Annotated in this window: 18 protein-coding genes; 10 read left to right on the top strand and 8 right to left on the bottom strand. The window is 51.5% G+C overall.

What is annotated here, in order from left to right:
• The first annotated feature begins 295 nt into the window (after nt 1-295).
• From J4G02_09010 to J4G02_08990, 5 genes are all read left to right on the top strand, one after another.
• On the top strand, nt 296-904 hold the full coding sequence (locus J4G02_09010) for a hypothetical protein (GenBank protein ID MCE2394711.1): 609 nt from the start codon (nt 296-298) through the stop codon (nt 902-904).
• 104 nt (nt 905-1,008) lie between these two features.
• Nucleotides 1,009-1,515 carry a hypothetical protein gene (locus tag J4G02_09005; protein ID MCE2394710.1) on the top strand — a complete coding sequence of 169 codons (507 nt, stop codon included), beginning with the start codon at nt 1,009-1,011 and terminating at the stop codon, nt 1,513-1,515.
• A 225-nt stretch (nt 1,516-1,740) separates the two neighbouring features.
• On the top strand, nt 1,741-3,012 hold the full coding sequence (locus J4G02_09000; GenBank protein MCE2394709.1) for a PQQ-like beta-propeller repeat protein: 1,272 nt from the start codon (nt 1,741-1,743) through the stop codon (nt 3,010-3,012).
• Between the two features lie 3 nt (nt 3,013-3,015).
• On the top strand, nt 3,016-3,708 hold the full coding sequence (locus J4G02_08995; protein ID MCE2394708.1) for a hypothetical protein: 693 nt from the start codon (nt 3,016-3,018) through the stop codon (nt 3,706-3,708).
• Entirely contained in the window at nt 3,705-6,122 is a 2,418-nt protein-coding gene (locus J4G02_08990; GenBank protein MCE2394707.1) for a hypothetical protein, read from the top strand. The genes J4G02_08995 and J4G02_08990 overlap by 4 nt, the downstream gene beginning before the upstream one ends.
• 148 nt (nt 6,123-6,270) lie before the next feature.
• Here J4G02_08990 and J4G02_08985 read toward each other — a convergent pair whose 3' ends face one another.
• Complete coding sequence (locus tag J4G02_08985; protein MCE2394706.1) at nt 6,271-6,636, bottom strand: hypothetical protein; 366 nt, start codon at nt 6,634-6,636, stop codon at nt 6,271-6,273.
• A 200-nt stretch (nt 6,637-6,836) separates the two neighbouring features.
• On the opposite strand from J4G02_08985, the gene J4G02_08980 reads away from it, so the two are divergent.
• From J4G02_08980 to J4G02_08960, 5 genes are all read left to right on the top strand, one after another.
• A complete protein-coding gene (locus J4G02_08980) occupies nt 6,837-7,706 on the top strand; it encodes a mannonate dehydratase (protein MCE2394705.1) in 870 nt (289 codons plus the stop codon).
• 64 nt (nt 7,707-7,770) lie between these two features.
• Nucleotides 7,771-9,159 carry a sulfatase gene (locus tag J4G02_08975; GenBank protein ID MCE2394704.1) on the top strand — a complete coding sequence of 463 codons (1,389 nt, stop codon included), beginning with the start codon at nt 7,771-7,773 and terminating at the stop codon, nt 9,157-9,159.
• A gap of 141 nt (nt 9,160-9,300) precedes the next feature.
• The gene (locus J4G02_08970) at nt 9,301-10,128 is read left to right on the top strand and encodes a phytanoyl-CoA dioxygenase family protein (GenBank protein MCE2394703.1); all 828 of its coding nucleotides are present in this window, start codon (nt 9,301-9,303) and stop codon (nt 10,126-10,128) included.
• A 75-nt stretch (nt 10,129-10,203) separates the two neighbouring features.
• Nucleotides 10,204-10,374 (top strand): hypothetical protein, encoded by a 171-nt coding sequence (locus J4G02_08965; protein MCE2394702.1) that lies wholly within the window; start codon nt 10,204-10,206, stop codon nt 10,372-10,374.
• 113 nt (nt 10,375-10,487) lie between these two features.
• Nucleotides 10,488-11,555 (top strand): ABC transporter permease, encoded by a 1,068-nt coding sequence (locus J4G02_08960; GenBank protein MCE2394701.1) that lies wholly within the window; start codon nt 10,488-10,490, stop codon nt 11,553-11,555.
• 11 nt (nt 11,556-11,566) lie between these two features.
• Here the strand turns inward: J4G02_08960 and J4G02_08955 are convergent, their stop codons facing one another.
• The 7 genes from J4G02_08955 to J4G02_08925 all read right to left on the bottom strand — a co-directional run bounded on the left by J4G02_08955 (nt 11,567) and on the right by J4G02_08925 (nt 20,701).
• The gene (locus J4G02_08955) at nt 11,567-12,157 is read right to left on the bottom strand and encodes a phosphatase PAP2 family protein (GenBank protein ID MCE2394700.1); all 591 of its coding nucleotides are present in this window, start codon (nt 12,155-12,157) and stop codon (nt 11,567-11,569) included.
• 28 nt (nt 12,158-12,185) lie between these two features.
• Nucleotides 12,186-13,148, bottom strand: coding sequence for an acetylxylan esterase (locus tag J4G02_08950; protein ID MCE2394699.1), 963 nt, complete (start codon nt 13,146-13,148; stop codon nt 12,186-12,188).
• A gap of 30 nt (nt 13,149-13,178) precedes the next feature.
• Nucleotides 13,179-14,915, bottom strand: coding sequence for a gamma-glutamyltransferase family protein (locus J4G02_08945; GenBank protein MCE2394698.1), 1,737 nt, complete (start codon nt 14,913-14,915; stop codon nt 13,179-13,181).
• Between the two features lie 134 nt (nt 14,916-15,049).
• Nucleotides 15,050-16,672: a glycoside hydrolase family 32 protein gene (locus J4G02_08940; protein ID MCE2394697.1), complete on the bottom strand. Its 1,623-nt coding sequence runs from the start codon at nt 16,670-16,672 to the stop codon at nt 15,050-15,052.
• A 3-nt stretch (nt 16,673-16,675) separates the two neighbouring features.
• Nucleotides 16,676-17,449, bottom strand: a complete 774-nt coding sequence (locus J4G02_08935; GenBank protein MCE2394696.1) for a sugar phosphate isomerase/epimerase — start codon at nt 17,447-17,449, stop codon at nt 16,676-16,678.
• Between the two features lie 449 nt (nt 17,450-17,898).
• Entirely contained in the window at nt 17,899-19,461 is a 1,563-nt protein-coding gene (locus J4G02_08930) for a glycoside hydrolase family 32 protein (GenBank protein ID MCE2394695.1), read from the bottom strand.
• A gap of 175 nt (nt 19,462-19,636) precedes the next feature.
• Nucleotides 19,637-20,701: a DNA adenine methylase gene (locus J4G02_08925; protein MCE2394694.1), complete on the bottom strand. Its 1,065-nt coding sequence runs from the start codon at nt 20,699-20,701 to the stop codon at nt 19,637-19,639.
• Between the last annotated feature and the right edge of the window lie 59 nt (nt 20,702-20,760).

The following is a 20,760-nucleotide window of genomic DNA, read 5'->3' as shown; positions in this document are numbered from 1 at the left end:
CTCGTCCTTTAGGGCGGGGAGTATGTCAATTAACCCAGTTGCTTAGACATCAACCACCTCTCTGTGTCTAAAAACTTCCTGCTATTCGTGAATTTACCTGTCTCTTCCGCTCACTCCTGTTCCGTTGTTGCCCTCCACAGAACCCCTCCCAGCAAGTAGTCCAAATTTATCGGATTCAGACAATTTTCCGAAAAAAGTCGAACCTTTTATCCTTTCGTTTGCCTAACCATGACGAAAATCGGTTTTTATAAACCAGCAGTAAACTTATTCTACTTTTCTTACGGAGGGAAATATCATGTTTTTAACTTTGCGGAAACCCAACCTACCAAGCCCAAAATTGAATCGTTCACTCGTAGCCATATTTGTCATCGGTCTTGTACTGTCAAGCGCATACTTCATTTCAGCGCAGGAGGACACGCGTCCCGATCGTTCTAATCTCCAGCAACAGAGGCGGGGCGAACGAGGTGAGGGTCGCAGGGGGCAATTCGATCCCGCGCAGATGGCAGAACGACAAACCGAACGCGCTGTCGAGGATTTGAATCTTTCTGATGAAGAAGCCACTATTCTCGTGCCGAAAATCAAAGCCATTGCACAGCATCGCCTGCAACAGCGCCAAGAGTTGCGTCCATTTACACAAGCTCTACGCACATCGGTTGATGGTGGAGATAACAAGCAGATCAAGACTGCACTCAAAACTTTCAAAGCGCATCAGGCTACACAGAAGGAAAAAGCCGAAGCGCTAGAGAAAGATCTCGTTGAACTACTAACTGTGCGGCAAGAAGCACAGTTGACCATCGCTGGCATCGTCAACAATGATAGCGGCGGATTTGGCGGTCGTCGGGGACGACTCGGCGACGGAGAGAGACGTCGTGGTAATCGACCAGATAGGCCACAAGGTAATTAATAGTATGGCGATTTGAGGAAGCGGCTAAGGGTACAGTGGAGATGCACCTTCCCTTTAGCCGCTTCTCCTTGAACATAACACACCTAAGGTTGAGGGAGATACCAATGAACCTCCAAACATTGTTCAACGGATTTATCTTTGTCATCATAATATTCGCCATATCTGCGTGTGGAGGCACAAAGTTGCTTGATATTGAAAAAACTTCAAGCGTCTTAAATCTCTCAGAAACTCAGCGCAGGGTAGTACAATCCAAGGTGCAACAGATTGATGAGATTGTTGAGGATTATGAATTAGAGAAGGAAACATTGGAAGCCGGGTTCGTGGAAAGGCGCAATCAGATACGCGGCGGTAGTGGCTTTGGTGGTCGCGGGAGGCGTGGTGGTTCTCAGAATCAAATGCAGGCATTCTATCAGCAGCGTGCAGCTTTCCAAAAACAGATTGAAACCTTAGTCGCGGAAATTCACGAAGTCCTCAACCAGGAACAAAAAGAAAGATTCTTGGACATCAAACTGCCCGAACTAAAATTGCCGGAAATGGGACGTAGGGGCGGATTTGGTGGTGGTCGCAGAGGTGGCGGGGGTCAAGGTGGGTTTGGCGGTCTGGGCGGATAACCGGCGAATCTATGCTATGCACCAAACGTTTGAAATCCGCAATTTGCATTCAAAGCTGTACCACTTATAGTGAATTCTAAAAATAAATAGGCACTTTCGCCCCTCTGTGCAGCGATCCCGATTTATCGGGGCCGGTAGGTGCGGTTTTTAACCGCACCGGTTTTGAGTGTCTCATTAATTCTACGGTCCACTATAAATATCCTAAACTCACATTGGGGAGATAACATGATACGAAGATTTAACCGTTCAGCAAACATATTTTTTTATATCACTATTGTGCTTATGGGTAGCAGTATAGTCGGGGCAGAAGAGCACGAATCAATAACTCAAGCGGAATGGCATCAATGGCGAGGAGCGAATCGGGATGGGGTATCTCTCGAAACGGGAATCCTCAAGGCGTGGCCAGAGGCGGGCCCAAAAGAGTTGTGGCGGCTCCCACTTGGCGAGGGGTTTTCAGGAATCTCAGTTGCGAACGGACGCGCTTATACCATGTTCGCCAAGGGCGAGGACGAGGTCGTTGTGTGTCTCGATGCTGAGACAGGGAAGGAACTCTGGCGGTATCTTGACGATTGGTTTTACGCAGAACGCCAGGGTGGAAACGGCCCGCGCTCCACACCGACGATTGATGGCGATACGGTTTACATCTTGAGTGCTTTTGGTCGGCTCGTTGCACTCAACGCAAACACAGGAAAAGAACTCTGGGACCATGATTTCACAAAAGCATTTTCGAGTTCGATGCCGCGCTGGGGCTTCTCGACATCACCGATTATTGAGGATAACCGTCTGCTCATTGAGGTCGGCGGCACGAGCGACAACACCATTGTTGCTTTTAACAAAGAGACCGGGGAGCGTATTTGGGGGATGGCGACTTCTCCTTCCAGCTATTCCTCCCCAATTCTTGTGACCGTCAACGGCGTCCGGCAGGCACTCTTTTTCGCGCGGGATGAGCTTCTCGCTGTTTCACCTGAAGATGGAAGCGTGTATTGGCGTTATCCGTGGTATGGTGGACGAAATAGCGATAATCGTGTAACACCGGTGTTCATCTCACCTGATAAGGTTTTTATCTCCTCTCGTAGTGGTGATGCCGGGGTTGTCCTACGGATTGCCGGGACAGATGAGGATATACGCGTCGAAGAGGTGTGGCGAAGCCATACGATGATTAATGGCTTTTCCACAACCGTACTTCATGAAGGTCACATCTACGGTTTCTCAAACACCATCTTTAAGTGTCTCAATGCTGATACAGGCGAGGAAAAGTGGAAGACCCGCGGATTTGGTCAAGGCACGGTCATCTATGCTGATCATCATCTTATCGTTCTCGGTGAACATGGGAACCTCGCACTCATTGAAACAACCCCGGAAGCGTATCGTGAAGTCGCACAGGCGCAGGTCCTTTCTGGACGGTGCTGGACTGCTCCTACACTATCCGGCGGTAAACTTTACCTTCGAAACCATCAAGAGATAGTCTGTTTGAATCTGAGAGATCCAGGAGAATAGTCGGTGAAAAATGTTATCTCCTTATTATTTGTGAGTGTTACCATTTTGGGGCTCATCATATATTTTGTTATCTTCAAAATGGCAGAAAACGATACGGGCCTCAAATCCTTTCAACTTCCGCAAAAAGTATCAACATCCAAGCCCGCTTTCTCCCAATCAGAGTGGGCTTTTCCTGTTGCCTTGGAACTAAAGGATTACGAAATTATTGCCGAAAACGATCTATTTCGACCGCTTGGCTGGAAAAAGGAGATTCAATCGCCGGAAGAACCCACCCCAACGGTCACTCCTGAACCGATTGTTGAAATACCACCTCCACCACCGACCTATACACTGGTCCTGACCGGGATCGCGAAAAGCGGTTCGGACTGGATTGCCGTTGTCGAGGACCGGAAGCGAAATGAAGGCGCTTTTCTCCGGCGCGGTGAAATGCTAAAGGACGTACGTGTGCAAGATATTATGTCTGAACACATCACACTCGCTCGCGGCGAGATGGTTGTGCAACTCGCCTTGGGAGAAAGTATCGAATATGGAGCAGATGAACAGCTGCGCTTCGATACCGCCGGTACAGCGAAAATACCAGAGTTTCCCAACGAAACGGAGGCGCTGTCGGGAACACAGGGAGGTAGTGGTGGTGACGCTGAACAAAGTCTTATTGAACGGATGCGAGCAAGGAGAAAAGAGGAGCTAAATCAATGATAAAATCTCTGAAATGGGTATTTAGCCTTGGCTATCTACTGCTTTTTCTCCTTACGGCCTCTTTAGGGTTCGGCCAAAACGAAGTTGCCGAGAGTGAAACTGAATCGAAACGCATCTCCATGCGATTCAAAGACGCTTCGCTCGAACATATCTTGGAATTTATCTCCGATGCAACAGGTTACACCATCGTCAAATCGGCGGATCTGGATATGCGTGCTACCATCATCAGTCCCGATGACATGCCGTTAGACGAGGCATTTTCGGTGTTGAACACGACCTTAGCAATCAAAGGGTATACGAGCATCCTTAATGGACGTAGTCTGAAAATAGTTCCGCTAGCGGAGGCAAAACTTGAAGCCACACCGATACGGGTCGGAAGCGACCCGGAGGAAATCAGATCCGAGGATACCATTACCACGCAGGTGATGCCGCTCTCTGCGGCGGATGCGACACAACTTGTCAAAGACCTCAAGGATTTTGTGCCACAATACGGTGTGATGACCGCCTATGGTCGGAGCAATACACTTATCATCACGGCATCTTCAGCGAATATCAAAAGGTTAGCGGAAATTGTCCAGGAACTCGATATTTCAATGCTGGACCGGATCAAGATTGAGGTGTTTTCGTTGCAATATGCGGACGCGGTCAAGTTAGCCGAAGTCGTTACCAAACTGTATGAGAAGCCGCAGGACGTCGAAGCCGCAGCGGAACAAACACGACAACAGCGGGGGCGCCGTGGTGGGTTTGGTGATCGGGGTCGATTTGGGGGAGATGGCGGGGAAGGGCAAACGACAACTGAGGAAGGTAGTCCTACAGAAGGCGGTGCGTTGCAACTGCTCGGCGAGGTCAAAGCAGTCGCCGATGAAAACACCAACTCGCTGATCGTGTCTGCCAGTCAACCCAATCTCGCAGTTATCCGTAGGCTTGTTTTGGAGCTAGATACACAACGCTTCTCTGAACCAGAAACACGCGTGTTCTCCTTGCAGCACGGCGATGCAACAGAGATTGCCAATGAACTTAACCAAGCCTTCTCCAGTACCGCACGAAATGTCTTTGCCACAGGGTTTGGGGGTGGATTTGGCGGATTTGGTGGTGGTAGAGGTAGACGTTTTTTTGAGGAGCAGCAACAACGACAACAGCAGAGTGGACAAAGCGGAGAGGGTGTCCTCGGTCTGCCAGAGCTGGTTGCCGTGCCAGATGCACGAACCAATTCCGTGATAGTAACAACGACCGCAGAGCAGATGGAGGCTGTCGGCAAGCTCATTGAACAATTGGACAGGGATATTGCGGACTTCGCTGAAGACACCCGGATTTTTACCCTCGAACACGCTGATGCGGCAAACGTCTCGGCTGTGCTCAACGAACTCCTCTCCACCGAACTCTTTGAACGCCAAGCAGCGACCCGCACAAATTTCATTGGGGGTGGATTTGGTGGGTTCGGGGGCGGATTCGGAGGTGGATTTGGCGGCAGAACATCAGCTGCTGGTGCGTTAGGTTCAGGTGCACAGACCGCCGATGCTGCACGTGGTCTCACAGGCAATGTGAAAATCGTTGCCGATGAGGAAACGAACGCTCTACTGATTACCACATTTGTCCGAAACTTTCCCGCCGTTGAAAAACTGGTCAAACAGCTTGATGTTCTACTTCCTCAAGTCCTCATTGAGGCGCAGATTATTGAAGTGACGCTCGATGACGACAGTGCGTTTGGAGTCGAGTGGATGTGGGAACAAGACACAACTGTCAACGATAAAACCTATCAGCAGGAGGGGGCCACCGATTTCGGGTTGACCGATGAGATTTTCGGCTTGAAATACGGTATCTTGTCCAGCAAGCTAGACACAATGCTCCACGCCCTGACGAAGGACACAAAGGTCAATATCCTCTCTACACCGCGCATCATGACCAAAAATAATCAGGAAGCGATTATCAACGTCGGTCAAGCGGTGCCGTTCCTTGTCAGCACGCAGGAGACCGCGACAGGGGGTATCCTGACCAGCACAGACTTTCGGGATGTTGGCGTCATCCTGACCGTTACACCGCGCATCAACAGATCCGGAACCGTTTCCCTTGATGTCAATCAACAGATCAACAGTTTGGTCGAGTTTACCTTGTTCGATGCCCCAATCATCTCCACACGCGAGGCGTCGGCGTTCGTGACAATCAGGGACAAACAGACGATGGTTATCGGTGGGATGATTAAGGACGACAAAACGGAGACCGTCCACAAGATACCGGTGTTGGGAGATATTCCGCTGCTGGGTAAGCTGTTTCGGCGAACAGACACGCGAATCGAAAAAACGGAGTTGATGGTGTTCATCACACCGCATGTGGTCTACACCGATGCGGATGCGGATCGGGTGACAGCAGAGCAGAGAGAGAAATTGCATCTACAGAATGACAAGACGGGTAACTAGCATTGGGACGAAATAGCTTTGCTCAATTTCTTGTCGTTTGACTGGGTGCCGAAAAGGCGGCATCCACATGAAAACCGGGATGCGCCCCAACGGCACAGAAAAAATGAGGGTGGCTTATCGTTCAAAATGCCCATATTAAGCAAACCCCTTAACCTCGCATAATTGATTCAACCTCTGACAGCACAGCTTTGACCGCTGCCTGATCGACTCCTGCGGCGACTCCATCATAGCTAGCCGTGCGAATCATCTCCGCGAGATTGTTTCCGAGTTGCTCCATCGTCCAGCCAATCGAATCGGGTACAGTTGCCTTATCGAGGTGGTGTTGGTCGTTTCTACCGGATGGATCATAATGATAGTGCGGATCTTTTCGGAAGCAATCGAACCGCAGCAGTTGTACCGCTTCACCATCGACATCGCCGTAGACGCGGACAGAAGGACCGCCATCACCGGTTATGCTCCGGTTGTCAACGTGGAGTTCAACCCCACCGACTTGGAAAACCTTTTCCTGACTCATAATAGAAATCCCTCCTTACCATATTGGATAGATGGTGGACATTATATCATCTTCTGTGAGATAACACAATCATCTAAATTTTTCTTGGCACGAATCTGTTTTGATGGTAGAATAGCGCCTTGACCTTATATCGGTATTGATTGAGATATTTCCGCTCCCTTAACGCTCCACTGTGACTTCAACCAAACGGAGGTTATCCAATGTTAGCTATCGGTATTTTCGCGCCTTACGGAACAGACCACGACCGCAACATCGCTTTTTGTCATGATACCGATGTCCATCACATCGTTTTGAGTGCGGCTGGAATTGCCGGTGAAGACTCCATCCCCTCAACCGATGCACTGAAAGACCTTGTCGACAAATACGCCGCTGCGGGAGTTACCCTCGCCGCACTCACACCCGAACGTATACGTCAGGCTGCCTTCTCCGATCCTGAGATCCAAAAGGAAGAAGTGGCAACCTTCGGACAGCTTATCCAAAATATGGGGGAAGCAGGCATCCCATACGTTCATCTCTATCTCAACGTTGATCCATTGAGTTCTGATGCCGAAAGAGAGGGACTTTGGAGTGGCTTAATTGAGGTCTATAACCAAATCACCCGTATCGCAGAAACCGCCGGGGTCCGAATCTCCACCCACCACTTCCATGTGCCGGATCGCCTGCTCTGGAACTACGAAACGATGTCGCGGCTCCTTAATGAAGTAAATAGCCCCGCCAACGGCGTCACATTCTGCCAAGGCAAATCCCAGATGGCTGGCGACGATCTGGTGAGAGACATCTTGAACTACGGCGATCAGATCTTCATGTTCCACATCCGTGATGTCGTAACACAAGTTGAGGGTGACATTTCACCGGAAGTCGAAAAGCGTCTAGCAGATATCGGCTACCTTGAGGTTGCCTTTGGTACAGGCGAAGTCGATATGGTTGGTTCGATCCGCGCACTCAAGCAGATCAACTATCAAGGGCAGATCTACCCTGAACACTACCCATCTATCGCCGGAGATTCTGCCTCCGGACTTGCTTGGACGATTGGCTACATTCGGGCTTTAGATGAGGCTGTCCAAGTGTGAGATGCAGGTATTGTATAGCCTCAAAGCTAAGGAGCGACGGTGATTTACCGCACCACGGACGCTTATGGCAAAACATCCTAATATCGTGCTGATGGGGATCGATTCTCTCCTTGCGACCCACATGAGCTGTTACGGCTACCACCGGCTCACGACACCGCATATTGATCGGTTTGCGCAGGACGGAACGCTCTTTGAACGTACTTATAGCGCGCATATCCCGACCACCAGTGCCTATGCGTCAATGCTCACAGGGATGGATGTTTTTGGCACACAGGTTGTCGCACTACGACACAAAGGTCCGCTCAGATCCGAAGTCAAGCCCCTCCCCGAAATCCTTCGAGAAGTTGGTTACGAGACAACCTGTGTCGGGTTCAGCGGCAACCCCAGTTCGCGTGGGTTTGATAACTACTTGGATTATTCAGGCTGGGGGAGTTGGGAAGAGCGCCCCAGTCCTAAAGCGCAGAACCTCAACGAGGTCACAATCCCTGAACTTGACCGCCTCGTAGAATGGGGAAAGCCTTTCCTCCTGTTCTTACGGCACATGGACCCGCATTCCCCATACCTCCCACCGCCCCCTTACGAGCGGATGTTCTATCATGGCAACGAATTTGATCCGGCAAACAAGTCAATGGAGCCGGTGATGGACTTTAAGCCGTTCTGTGACTATTTTGCGAGGTGGATGCCGCCCGGCGTCACAGACAAGGATTATATTATCGCCCAGTATGATGGGGCGATTGCCTATATGGACGCTTGTATTCAAACCATCTTCAACGCCCTAGAAGCACACGGTATCCTCGATGAAACCATCGTCATCATCAACGGCGATCACGGAGAGACGCTTTACGACCATGAATGCTGGTTCGACCACCATGGGATTTATGATGTCACCCTGCATGTGCCGTTAATTATCCGCTATCCCGGCAAAGTTCCCGCCGGAAAACGGATCAGCGGCTTTAACCAGCATAAAGCACTCGTGCCGACTATCCTTGAATTGGCAGAAATCGAGACGGATATGACATTTGATGGGGAGAGCTTGATGCGGTTAGTGCGGGGAGGGATCGCTTCCTACGAAAGCGAGTTTTACATCACAGAATGTACTTGGATGCGGAAGCACGGCTGGCGCACCCCGGAATGGAAGTTGATTATCGCCCTAGAACCGGATTTCCATTTCAAACCGCCGGTCGAATTGTACAACCTCATTGAGGATCCCGATGAAAACAACAACCTCGCCGAGATATATCCCGATGTTGTAGCCGGGCTCGAAACACGGATGCAGAGATGGATTGCGAAACGTGAGGCAGAAACGGGACTCAAGAATCCGATTATGACTCAGGGCGACTGGCACGGACATGAGGGATTAGGGCATTTCAAAACCTCCCAGCAGGCGTATGATACTCTACATATCGGTGAGCAAGGGGAGGCGGCGAGGCGACAAGCGGCACTCAAAAAGTAACGCTCCTATAAAGAAATAGTTTTCACGTCCTGATAGATCGGGATCCTCGGAACGGGACATCACGTTTCACGCTTTTGGCATTTTGCACTTTCTGCTTTTATGGTCCTTTACTAATCTGTACGGATAGAGAGGGATATTCCCATGTACCTGACTGAACAACAACTCAACTTTTTCCACACCTTTGGATTCATCCATATTCCGCAACTGTTCACGCCGGACGAGGTCGCTTGGATTACAGAAGAGTTTGAGCACGTCCTCGATACTTACGGAAAAGGCGATGAACACGATGGATCACAACGCACCATGATTGTTCCGACCATCGATCACAGCGCAAAGCTCTGTACGCTGCTCGACGACCCACGCGTCGTCGGCATCGCCTCCGATATTTTGGGGGACGACTTTAACTACGCTTCCGGCGACGGCAACTACTACAGCGGAGATACCGGTTGGCATGCTGATGGCGGATACCCTGAACTCTTTGCAATCAAAATAGCATACTATCTCGACCCGCTAGCCCGAGATACCGGCTGTTTGCGCGTCATGCCGGGCAGTCATCGCCCCGACTCCTTCTGGCGGACGGAAAATATATCGCCGCGAGATTCTGAACAGTTATGGGGTATCCCGCCCTCCGAGGTTCCAGGGAATGTCGCCTTAGAAACGAATCCCGGTGATCTGGCAATCTTCTATCACGATACCCTGCACGCTGCCTTCGGCGGCAGCAACCGTCGGCGCATGTTTACGATGAATCTGATTAAGCAGGGGGTAACGGAGGAAGGGATCGCACGCGTGGATCAATACCTCCGCCATCATTGCCCTGTCGCGCACGGGTTCAAAATCGGCGGTATGTACACAGATCTGATGCTAGAGACCGCTAGCCCAGAGCGGCTCCGTCATTTGACTCAGTTGCATGAGCGTCACGCGCTAGTTCACCCGCACGACACGCTCCCACGACCGCTACCACGTCTGTGATAAAGTAGTAGGCATACTCCGTATGCCGTAACCCCTGTGCATACTATCTTTAGCAAGCAAGACGACGGAAAACGGATGAATAAAAAATTACCGTCCCCTCCGAACTTTGACACGCCGGAGGAGGAAGATGAATTTTGGCAATTACATAGCCCACTCGATTTTGAACATGAGAAAGTTGGTATTCCCGAACCATGTCAATTTGTTCGACTATACGAGGCGAGGTTCCGTAGCGTAGAGGACAAATAACAATGTCCATCTTTCTCATCGGAATGGATCAGACGGCGGGAGCCATCCACTTCAGTGATCGCATCGCATGGATCTGGCGATCTGCAGCCCATCATAACCTGTTCCTTCTCGCGATGATTGCGGCAGCAATCCTCCTGATTCGGTACGCTGCGCGTCGAGAGTATTGGCAAAGTGCTGCACGTCAGGTCTGCGGGCGTCGGTTGGCGATGGTTTCCTTTGCTATTCTATCGATCTATATCTCCATTGGATTGCTCGATAGTATCCGTTGGAGTGATCCGGTCTTCAACCCGGATGGAAAGTTGGTTCGCAACGAAACGGAACAACTCATCTATTCCCCGCGAAGGTGGAGTCTCCTAGATCGAATCTGCACACCGCTACGTGAGAACACCGAAAAAACCTACTCTGCCCCCTTCGCAGCTCATCTCTACACCAAGAGTACAATCCAGCAGCCGGATGGGCGAATCACCCGCGAGCATCCGCCGCTGCAACACCCACATTCACACCTCTTCGGCACAGACAAGGTCGGCACCGACGTCTTCTACCGTGCGCTGAAAGGGATTCGGACGGCGCTGATTATCGGTGGGTTCACAACGCTGACCGCGATCCCGTTCGCGCTCTGCTTCGGCGTAATCGCCGGTTATCTCGGGGGACGGGTTGATGACATTGTTCAATATATCTACTCCACCCTTGCGTCTATTCCGAGCATTCTGTTGATCGCTGCGTTCATGCTCCTGTTTGGACACGGCTTGTTCAACCTCTGTCTCATCCTAGGGATCAGCAGTTGGACGGGGCTGTGCCGACTGCTGCGCGGCGAAACCCTCAAGCTACGGGAGCTAGAATATATCCAAGCCGCAGAAGCCTTCGGCGTGAGTCGATGGAAGATCCTTGCCAAGCATATCGTACCAAACGTCATGCACATCGTGCTTATCTCTGCTATCCTGCGTTTCAGTGGGCTGGTTTTCTTTGAAGCATTGCTGACCTATCTCCAGATCGGTGTCGATCCGACGACGGGCAGTTGGGGCAACATGATCAACACTGCCCGTTTGGAGTTAGCCCGCGATCCGGTGGTCTGGTGGAATCTCATTGCCGCATTTCTATTTATGTTTGGGCTAGTGCTGCCGGCGAATCTATTCGGGGATGCTGTTCGTGATGCGTTGGATCCGCGTCTGCGGACGGAGTAGAAAGTCTTCCATTAGAACCGCCATTCCAACAACGTTCCACGATGGCGTGAGACGAGCGCCCCAGTGATTGTGCCCACCGCTGCGCCGGCAATCACATCAGACGCATAATGCCTGCCCAGGTAGATTCGGGTGAGACCGACCAACCCCGCGCCGATGTAAAGCGGAATACGGAGTTTGGGATACCGATTCCCAAGCACCGTCGCACCGGCGAAAGCGTAGGCGGTGTGCCCCGATGGAAACGCCGGATTACCGACCTCCTCGTCGAGGGGGCGTTTACGTCCTATAATCTCCTTCAGCCCCCAAACAATTACACCTGTGCTGATGAAAGTGGAGGTCAACAATCTGCCCGTTTCACGGTTGTTATCGTCGCCATAAGCCATCAGGAGAAGAGAAACTCCTAGCATTGTTCTGCCGTCGCCAAAATAGGTTCCCACCTCCATAATGGTGCCGAGCGGCTCGCTTCGGGGCGGTTCATCGTGGATTGCATCGAATATGTCCTGATCCAATCGCACAAAAAAATTGCCTTCATCGGCGTGTCCCACGACGGAGATAAGGCAGAAAAATAGCGTCCACAGAGTGGATCGGACTGTTTGTCTTCTCATGGTTTCACAACCCAAGTCGAGTGGGAAACTAAAGCCCGCTCATAAACTGAAAGATCTCGTCTCCGAGTCCCGGCAGGTCTTCATGTGCAAAGTCAGGATAAATCGCTAACGATTTCTCCGCTGTAATCTTGTTATAAGCGGCAAATTGCGTCGAAGGTGGACAGATGGTGTCCATTAGTCCCACCCCCATAAAGACTTCACTCCGGATGCGTGGACATAGATACTGCACGTCGATATAGCCTAGTTTCTCAAATATCGCCTCTTCGCGCTCGTGGAGTGGGTCGAATTTACGGAAGTATTCTCCCAATTCGGCGTAAGCATCTTTTGCCTGATCCATCTCCCACACCCGCTGGTAATCGCAGAGGAACGGAAACACGGGTGCTGCCCGTTTGATACGCGGTTCAAGGGCTGCACAAGCGAGTGTCAGTCCGCCGCCTTGGCTTCTGCCGGTCGCACCGACTCGATTTTCGTCCACCTCCGGCATCTCCATCACAATTTTTGCGAGTTGTGCTGTATCCAGAAAAATCTGGCGGTAGAGCAGTTTTTCCGGCGGATCTTCAAGTCCGCGGATAATATGTCCGCGTAACGTCCAGCCTGTCACACCGCCCGTATCTTCGGACGAACCACCCTGACCACGACAATCGAGCGCGGCGACGGTGTGACCGAGAGCGGCGTAGCCCAACTTACTTACCCAATCGCCGGCATCGCCAGAATAGCCGTGGAACATCAACACCGCCGAATGGGGGATAGTAAACTCATTCGGGACGATAAGTTTGGCGTGAACCCGCGCACCGCCGACACCGGTGAAATAGAGATCTGAACATTCTGCAAAGGGGGTCTGGAAACTTGCCGGTGAGATCTCAATCTGCGGATCAACCTCCCGCATCTCCGCAAGCGCGTCCTCCCAAAAAGAATCAAAGTCGTCGGGGCGTGGATTTACGCCCTTATAGGTTTTCAACTCCGCTAACGACATATCAAAGGTCAAAGGCATACGATTTCTCCTCTCTCATTGTGACTTCATTTACCAACCGATTGCATATGATGTGGAGCGTGGATCTGCACCACCGATGCGTGTTCCCGTCTCAGGATCAACGGTGATTGCGCACACACGGCTGACCCCTGCACTCCAATCGTCGTGATCGTGAAGGTGATGCCCCCGACCACGCAAAGCCTCGCGGGTCTGTGGGGCGATACGGGCTTCGACCACTACCTCGCCGGGCAGTGATCCATGGGGCCAGAACGAATTCGGGAAGCTGTGACTGATGACACGAGGGGCTTCGATCGCCTCTTGCGGCTCCATCCCGAACTCGATGATATTGAGGAACACCTGCAGCATCCCTTGCACCTGTGCATCTCCACCGGGACAACCGAAAGGCATAAACGGCTTTCCATCCTTGAGAGCCAGCGCTGGATTCGGGGTGAGGCGTGGACGTTTCCACGGCTGCAGACAGGAGGGGTGCGCTGGATCTAGCCACGTCTGCGTGCCCCGTCCTGAGACAGGAAAACCCAAGCCCGGAACGATTGGAGACCAGCCAACCACATCCGAAGGCGTAGCGGAGAACGCGTTACCGCTCTCATCTATCACGCAGAGGTAACTGGTATCGCTCTCCCAATGCGATATCCGCTCCGGCTGTGGACGATTCGGGTCCAAGGTTGGGAGGGGGCTGTTCTCTCCGCGCGACTCCGGATGGAATGGCCACGGATCACCGGGAAGTGGCATGTCGGGGACGGCGCGTTGTGGATCAATGGCAGCTCGTCTTTCAGCGGCATATCGCTCATCAAGCAAGCCTACCATCGGCACCTGCACAAAATCGGGATCGCCGAAATACGCCTCCCGATCCGCAAACGCCAATTTCAGTCCTTCAATCACCGTGTGAAGATAGTCCGCAGACTCGTGCCCCATTCCCTGCAAGTCAGCCCCTTCGAGAATCTTTAGTGCCATGTTGAGGGTCGGCCCCTGACACCACGGTCCACAGGTATAAACGTCATAGCCTTTGTAGGTGATGTGCGTTGGTGGCTCGACCCGAACCGAAAATGCGGCGAGATCTTCGTAGGTCAGCAGTCCCCCTTCCTGCGCGTGGAAATCAGCGATTTCGTGGGCAATTTCGCCTTTATAGATTAGGTCGCGTGCGGCTCTGATTCCTGCTTCACGGTTACCACTCGCTCCCCGTTCAGCATCAATCATCCGCCTGAAGGTGTTCGCCAGATCCTTCTGGAAAAAGATCTCCCCGACTTGTGGAATATGTCCACCGGGGTTGAAGACAGCAGCCGTTGATGGGTCGCCCCCTAGCTCCCGGCTAGCAAATGCGTGGAACTGATCATCAACCGGGTGCCCTTGTTCGACAAGATCCAGCGCGGGCTGGATGACCTCTTCAAAGGTCATGGTGCCGAATCGTGCCAACGCCGTCAGCCACGCATCGGGCGATGCGGGTGTAACGGTTCGCAAGATTCCGGGGGGCAGATCACCGTTGTGATATTTTCGGAAATAGTCGATGTTTGCCGCTTGGGGCCAGCGTCCGAGTCCACTGATGGTTTCTACGGGTGCCCCTGACCCCGGACAGTGGATTATCGGTGCGACACCACCAAAATGGGTGAATCCCGGCTGAAGCACATTGATGCAGATACCGACGGCAACACCCGCATCGGCGGCGTTACCGCCATTTTCGAGAATACGTGCCCCGCCCATTGTTGCGAGATAGTGTACCGATGAGACAACGTACCGTTTCCCGCGGACTGAGGGGCGATGACTTCTTGGCATTCTACTTTCTCCTTCCACCCGATTGGGTAGTATTGACTTGAGTTGTGAGAGAGCGAATGGATTCGCAAATCAAGTTTAATGAATTCAGATTTTTAGGACCTACGAACTGATGCAACACAAGTGATATCCTTTTTCTATGTGCCTTCTTGGTATTTCAACTCAGGCCAGATTGACCGCATCTGCCACATATCCAGCGACACAATCTGTGCTTCGCCCCCTATTGAGAATAGAGAGATACCGTTGCTATCTTCCTGCTCCGGATAGGCACGCGCAACGGCACACTGTCTGGAGAACAACGGGAAAATTTTGTCGATCCCTTTCCTTGGGAACGCCCATTCTGCCTTGCACTCCCCGTTATCCGCGAAAACTTCAATGAGGCTCCGATCGATAAAGACGCGCAGCCGTATCCGTCGATCTGTCCCCACATAGAATGGAGCGGTCTCTGGCGGTTTGCCAACGAGGTCAGTCCTCAGAGAAGCGTTGGAGGTGTCGATCTGCAAACTGTCATTGGTCTTTGGGTGGCCGTGGTTGTAGATCGAAATTTTCGTTCGCTCACGCCCATCTGGTGAGCGGAGCACATACACCCCAACCTCCCGCGCAGTTCCTATCTCTACGGTTAAGTCGATCTCAATGGCTTTTCCTGCCACACTATCTAGGGCGCGTTCCTCGTTTGCTGATAACGCAACCTCCCCGAAATGTTCGTGATTATAACGAAGGGATTTCACCTCATCAACAGGTTCTATTGCCAACATGGTGTCTGCCTTCAGGGAGAGTTGCCAAGGCAGTGTCATACACCGTCCCCACTCAGATTGCGGACCTTGCCTACCGTCCGCGCAGTTGAGGATAGTGATGCAACGTCCATTGCTATCTATCGTTGCGGAGGGACAGGCGACATGTCCGCCGCCAAAGGGACCGTGGTTAATTCTGCCGTGATATTCTGGCGTGAATCGGTGTGTTTGCTGGTCATATTCACCGATGTAATAGCGCGCCGCCCGTTTGTGACTAAAGAGGAGTAAGATGTGCTTGCCATGATCGATAGGCAAGAAATTTGGTACTGCACCATCTTCGCCCAGATCACAGAAAACATCATCGATCAGCAGCGGATGTAAATATTTCCATTCAGACAGGTCTTTTGAATAGAAAAGATGGGAGGCAGAGCGGCGCCGTTCCCGGATGTAACCATCAATTGATGTTCCGGAAATTGAATAATACCCGTCTTCCTCTTTCCATATACATGGGTCGAATACGTTGTAGGGACGCTCGTATTCGTCTATCTTAGGGTTGGGGATAACCGGATTATCTGGATGTTTTTCCCAGTTTAACAAAAGTGGATCCGTCGCAGTAGCAATACTATTCCCCGATTCCTTGCCGTGGTAAATGGCGACAACCCTTTCATCTTCCACAAGCGTCTGGCCACTGAAACAGTGAAGTTCTGTGTCCGGATAGAGCGCAGGCGGCAGATCGCGCCAATGTACCAAGTCATCGGCGTAGCAATGCCCCCAGTGGCACCGGTCGCTCCCTTCGGGACCGAATTGGTAGAATAGATGATACCGTCCCTGCCATTGGCAAAGCCCGTTCGGGTCTCCCATGCTTGATAAAGAAGACATGTGATAGATCGGACGATACGGGTCTTTCGCCATCTGCTCTCTCTGTTTCTTGTATGAAATCAGGGTTTCATCTATTTCAAGCGTGGTGAGTTGTTCAGTCAAGGTATCTGGATAAGTTTTGCCTTTTAATCGTTCCCACTGATTCCCCATAACCTAGTCTCCATAACCGAGCTGACGTAGGTGTTCAAACGACTTCTCTATCCGTTCCTTGGTCTGTGCTTCGGTCAGATCCTCGCCGCGGACGCCTTCCGGTTGGAGAATATAGGGACCCGTGTAATCAACCGATTTGAGGATTCTCAACACCTCCGCAAAATCTACGATTCCCTCGCCGAGCGTCGTGAAGTGCCACGCGTCGAATACGCCATCGTGGTCTTTCAGATGGGTGCAGGCAACGTAAGGGGCGATCTTCTCAAGTTCCACAACGGCATCGCCGCCGTCGGTGTAGAAGGAGATGTTGCCCGTATCGAAGTTGATGCGGACGGCTGGGTGATTGACCGCATGTATCAACTCTAAACACACTTCACCATTGTGAAGCAGGGTTGGATGGGTTTCGAGGGCTAGGGTGAGACCGCGTGCACTGGCTTCGTCCCCTATCTTTGAGAGCCAGTTATAGACATCCGACTCTGATCCGGGGTGGGCTTTGACGCTGCTATGCACTATCGAGACACCCATGCGGACTGCCGCATCGAAAGCGTCTATCCAATCTGCTGTCGCTGCGTCTGTCGCGGTCGTATCCTCATCTTGATATTTTGCCGTCAGCGCCACCGGCGCAAAACCATTCTCGTCTAATTCTGCCTTCACACTCTCAATCGCTGAAGGTGACGGTGCTGGGATCTGCAAGTGATTCACCTCGATGCTAGATAGATGCTCATACATGATGTGTTCGTAACGACCATAACCACCGACACAAGCAAAGATGTTTTTCATTTTGCACCTCCTTCAGATGTGCCTATTCTAGCCTAAGTTGCTAGGTTCTGTTGACATTTAACAAATGGAACGGAGCTCTCCGTTCCCTACGAGATATACGTGCATCTATGGCCCGCTTCATAGTGAACAACGATCGTTGTTCACTACCAAACCGTTGTGTGTTACATATATATCGTCCTGCTGGACGAAGAGGGGATATTGTTGGGTTTCACGGTTCCCCGTTCAACCCAACCTACGTGTTGACATTTGGCAACACGCCCTAGTTATTAAAAATCTATCAGAACCTGTAGGTCGAGATTCATATCTCGACACCCAAACGTCGATTTTGGAAAATCGACCTACAGTAGGCAACCACAAGGGTTGCCCCTACAGCCTACTGTCGTGCAGTATGCTAGGTATCTTGTGCAGTGGATTTGGCAATCCACTGCGAGCGGTGTTTTTCTCACGTTTCACGCTTCATAGATATTCTGCATCTGCCATACGTCGAGCGATCTGAGTTCACTCTCTTGACCTTGAGAACGCAGCGACACACCAATGCTATCTTTGCGGTCAGGATAGACACGCATTGCAACACACTGCTTCCCGTTGACGAATACCTCAACTACGCTCTTGTCGATGAACACACGCAACTTGAGCGTTTCATCCGGCTCGATGAAAACAGCGGCAGTTTCGGGGGCGCGTGAAAGCACATCCGGCGAGATTGACGAATACGATGAATCAATCGTTATCAGGCTATCCCGTCCCTCCCGTTCCAGATCCGGATCCCTGAAACCCCGCTCCCTGAAGAACGCGATACGGGTGTACTCCTCCTTTTGCGGTGAACGGAGGACGTTCATTTCGACCATCGGTGCACTTTTTGGATCGACTTCAGCGACGATTTCCATCGCGTTCCCTTCGATATTTTGGAGGACAATCTCCTGATTAGCGGGCAACGTCATCCCACCGACCGCCTGATGTGCGCCGCGCAGCGACTCGATGGCTCCGGCGGGCTCGATTGCCAACTCATCTTTTGAGGCGAGCGTTAGGCGTCGTGGCAAGGTCATGATCTGATTCCAACCTTGGGTCGGCTTTGCGGGGTTCATGTTCCAGATGCAGATGAGTCCTCCCTCGCCATCGGGGGTAGCGGAGGGTGCGTGTACACCCGCGGGGGCTGCCGCACCGAAGTTGTTCTTTGCACCTGCGGTCACGACGAACTTGTCGCGATCCTTATCGTAATCGCCAAGCAGATACTGTCCACCGCTCATATGGCTGAAGAATAGGAGGATGTGGCGGTCACCGATGGGCCAAAAGTATGGACAAGCGCCGTCATCGCCCACCAACGTGTACTGGTCATCCTCGATGAACGGGTGCAGATACTCCCAATCCGCTAAATCCGGTGAACGGAGCAAGAAATTGGCGCGAATCCGTTTGCCACCCGGTCCATGTGGCAGCGTTCCCCCTGAAAGCGAATAGTACATTCCATCCTTCTTCCAGATACACGGATCGAAGACGCGGTAGGGCGGAATTGACCCATCCGGGTTTCTCATCGGAATCACTGCCTCGCCCGTCACCTTCTCCCAATTCAGCAGCAGCGGATCACTCGACACAGCGACCATATTCCCTACCTCTGTGCCGTGATACATCGCTATCACCCGATCTTCCTCGACATAACTTGAACCGGAGAAACAGCATCTTTCTGGATTGGGGTAAATCGCATAGGGCAGGTCTCGCCAATGGATGAGATCATCGCTGATAGCGTGTCCCCAGTGCTGGCGGGTATCCTCCGGCGGATATGCCTGATAGAACAGATGCCACCTGCCGCCCCAGAAACAGAGTCCGTTGGGATCGTTAAGCATCGCTTCGGGATTCACGTAATGATAGATGGGACGGTGCGGGTCGCCCGCATACCCTTTGCGCGACTCGATCAGTCGGAGCATCAGCGGATTGGTTTTAAGTTGCTCTTCCTGTTCTTCAAGGGTATCAGCAAAGGTGTAGTGAGGAACACGCGAGGTATAATCGGGAGTGTTGTTCATTGGTTTTCTCCTTTATATTATATGTACAGGACTTACGCAAACTTAGCACACGGGGGCAGATTTTTGATTTTTAACCCCCTAACCCCCCTAGCCCCCTTATCAGGGGGGAAACCCTTGTCAGGGGGACTTTGGAAAATCAGGGGACTTATGAACCCGCTGCGTAAGTCCTAATGTACTATCTTCTTTCTACGAGAAACATCTGCTCTGTCACATGAATCGTCCGATTTCTGAGATTTCTTGATCCACGAAACGTATTGTAGCGAACACTAAACTCGTCAACGGCACCTATTTTTTGTAGCATAGCACGCATCTCATCGGGACTAATGAATCCTTCATTATTAAAAGAGATTAAGAGAAAGCGTGCGTCAATGTTGTGGAGCAATTCTTTGAGCAGCGGTAAAGACTTCGCTCGGACATTATATCCTGAACGTCTCCAATCCGATGGAATGCCTGACACACGGCTTACTTTATCTGGTCGCTTGTAATGGACAAGCAGATTAAGCATAAAGTAATTGGAGCCGTAGGGGTGTTGATTATAGGGCGGATCAATGTAAGCCAAGTCAAGCCCCTTTATCTGATCGGCAACCTTGTTGGTGTCATCTTGCAGAACCTGATAATCGCACTCGTACTTGCTCAACACCGGGATTTCAAGCTTGATTTTGCCTTTGATTCGTTTTAAGGCATCCAATCCGGTGCCACCGTATTGGCCGACCCCGGTGGTGCGATCTTTATAAAATCCCTTGAATACACCGGCGGTATTTGAATGGACAGATACGGCGCTTAGAAGGGGCCCCAAAAGCAAATCACGAGAATCTGAGGGTGTCCCATCAATCATTCTACGGTAGTTGTCCAAACGACGGGCATTGATAGTTGTATAGAAAACCCTATCAGCCTTTGTAATTTCTGATTCATTCTTTGGAGCATAGAGTGTTTCAATAAATCCCTTGGGGAGCGGCTCGTCAGCCACGCGAGCGTTTAATTCATTTACAATTTGGGATAGGGCAGAGAAATTAACTGAACTTCTGTTGCGCAGATAGCAGCGTGCAATCACAGCAGCGTAATCCTCAAAATCGTTGCTGACAATAAACGATGCGTGCGCTTTCAGAAAACGTGAAACGACACCGGAGCCGCTAAATGCGTCGAAGACACGAAGGTATTGCTTACCGGTCCGTTTCTTGACATGCATAACCGCTTTGCCAATTTGCCCCAGAAGGGCGCGTTTGTTACCAAGATACGTGATAAGTTGCTCTGAGAGATAATTTGGATCTTCGGCGAAGGGGGAACCGTCGTCCGATTCAG

The organism is Candidatus Poribacteria bacterium (assembly GCA_021295755.1).
Taxonomy (GTDB): domain Bacteria; phylum Poribacteria; class WGA-4E; order WGA-4E; family PCPOR2b; genus PCPOR2b.
The sequence above is the reverse complement of the archived record's forward strand: the minus strand, read 5'-3'. Positions and strand labels throughout refer to the sequence as shown.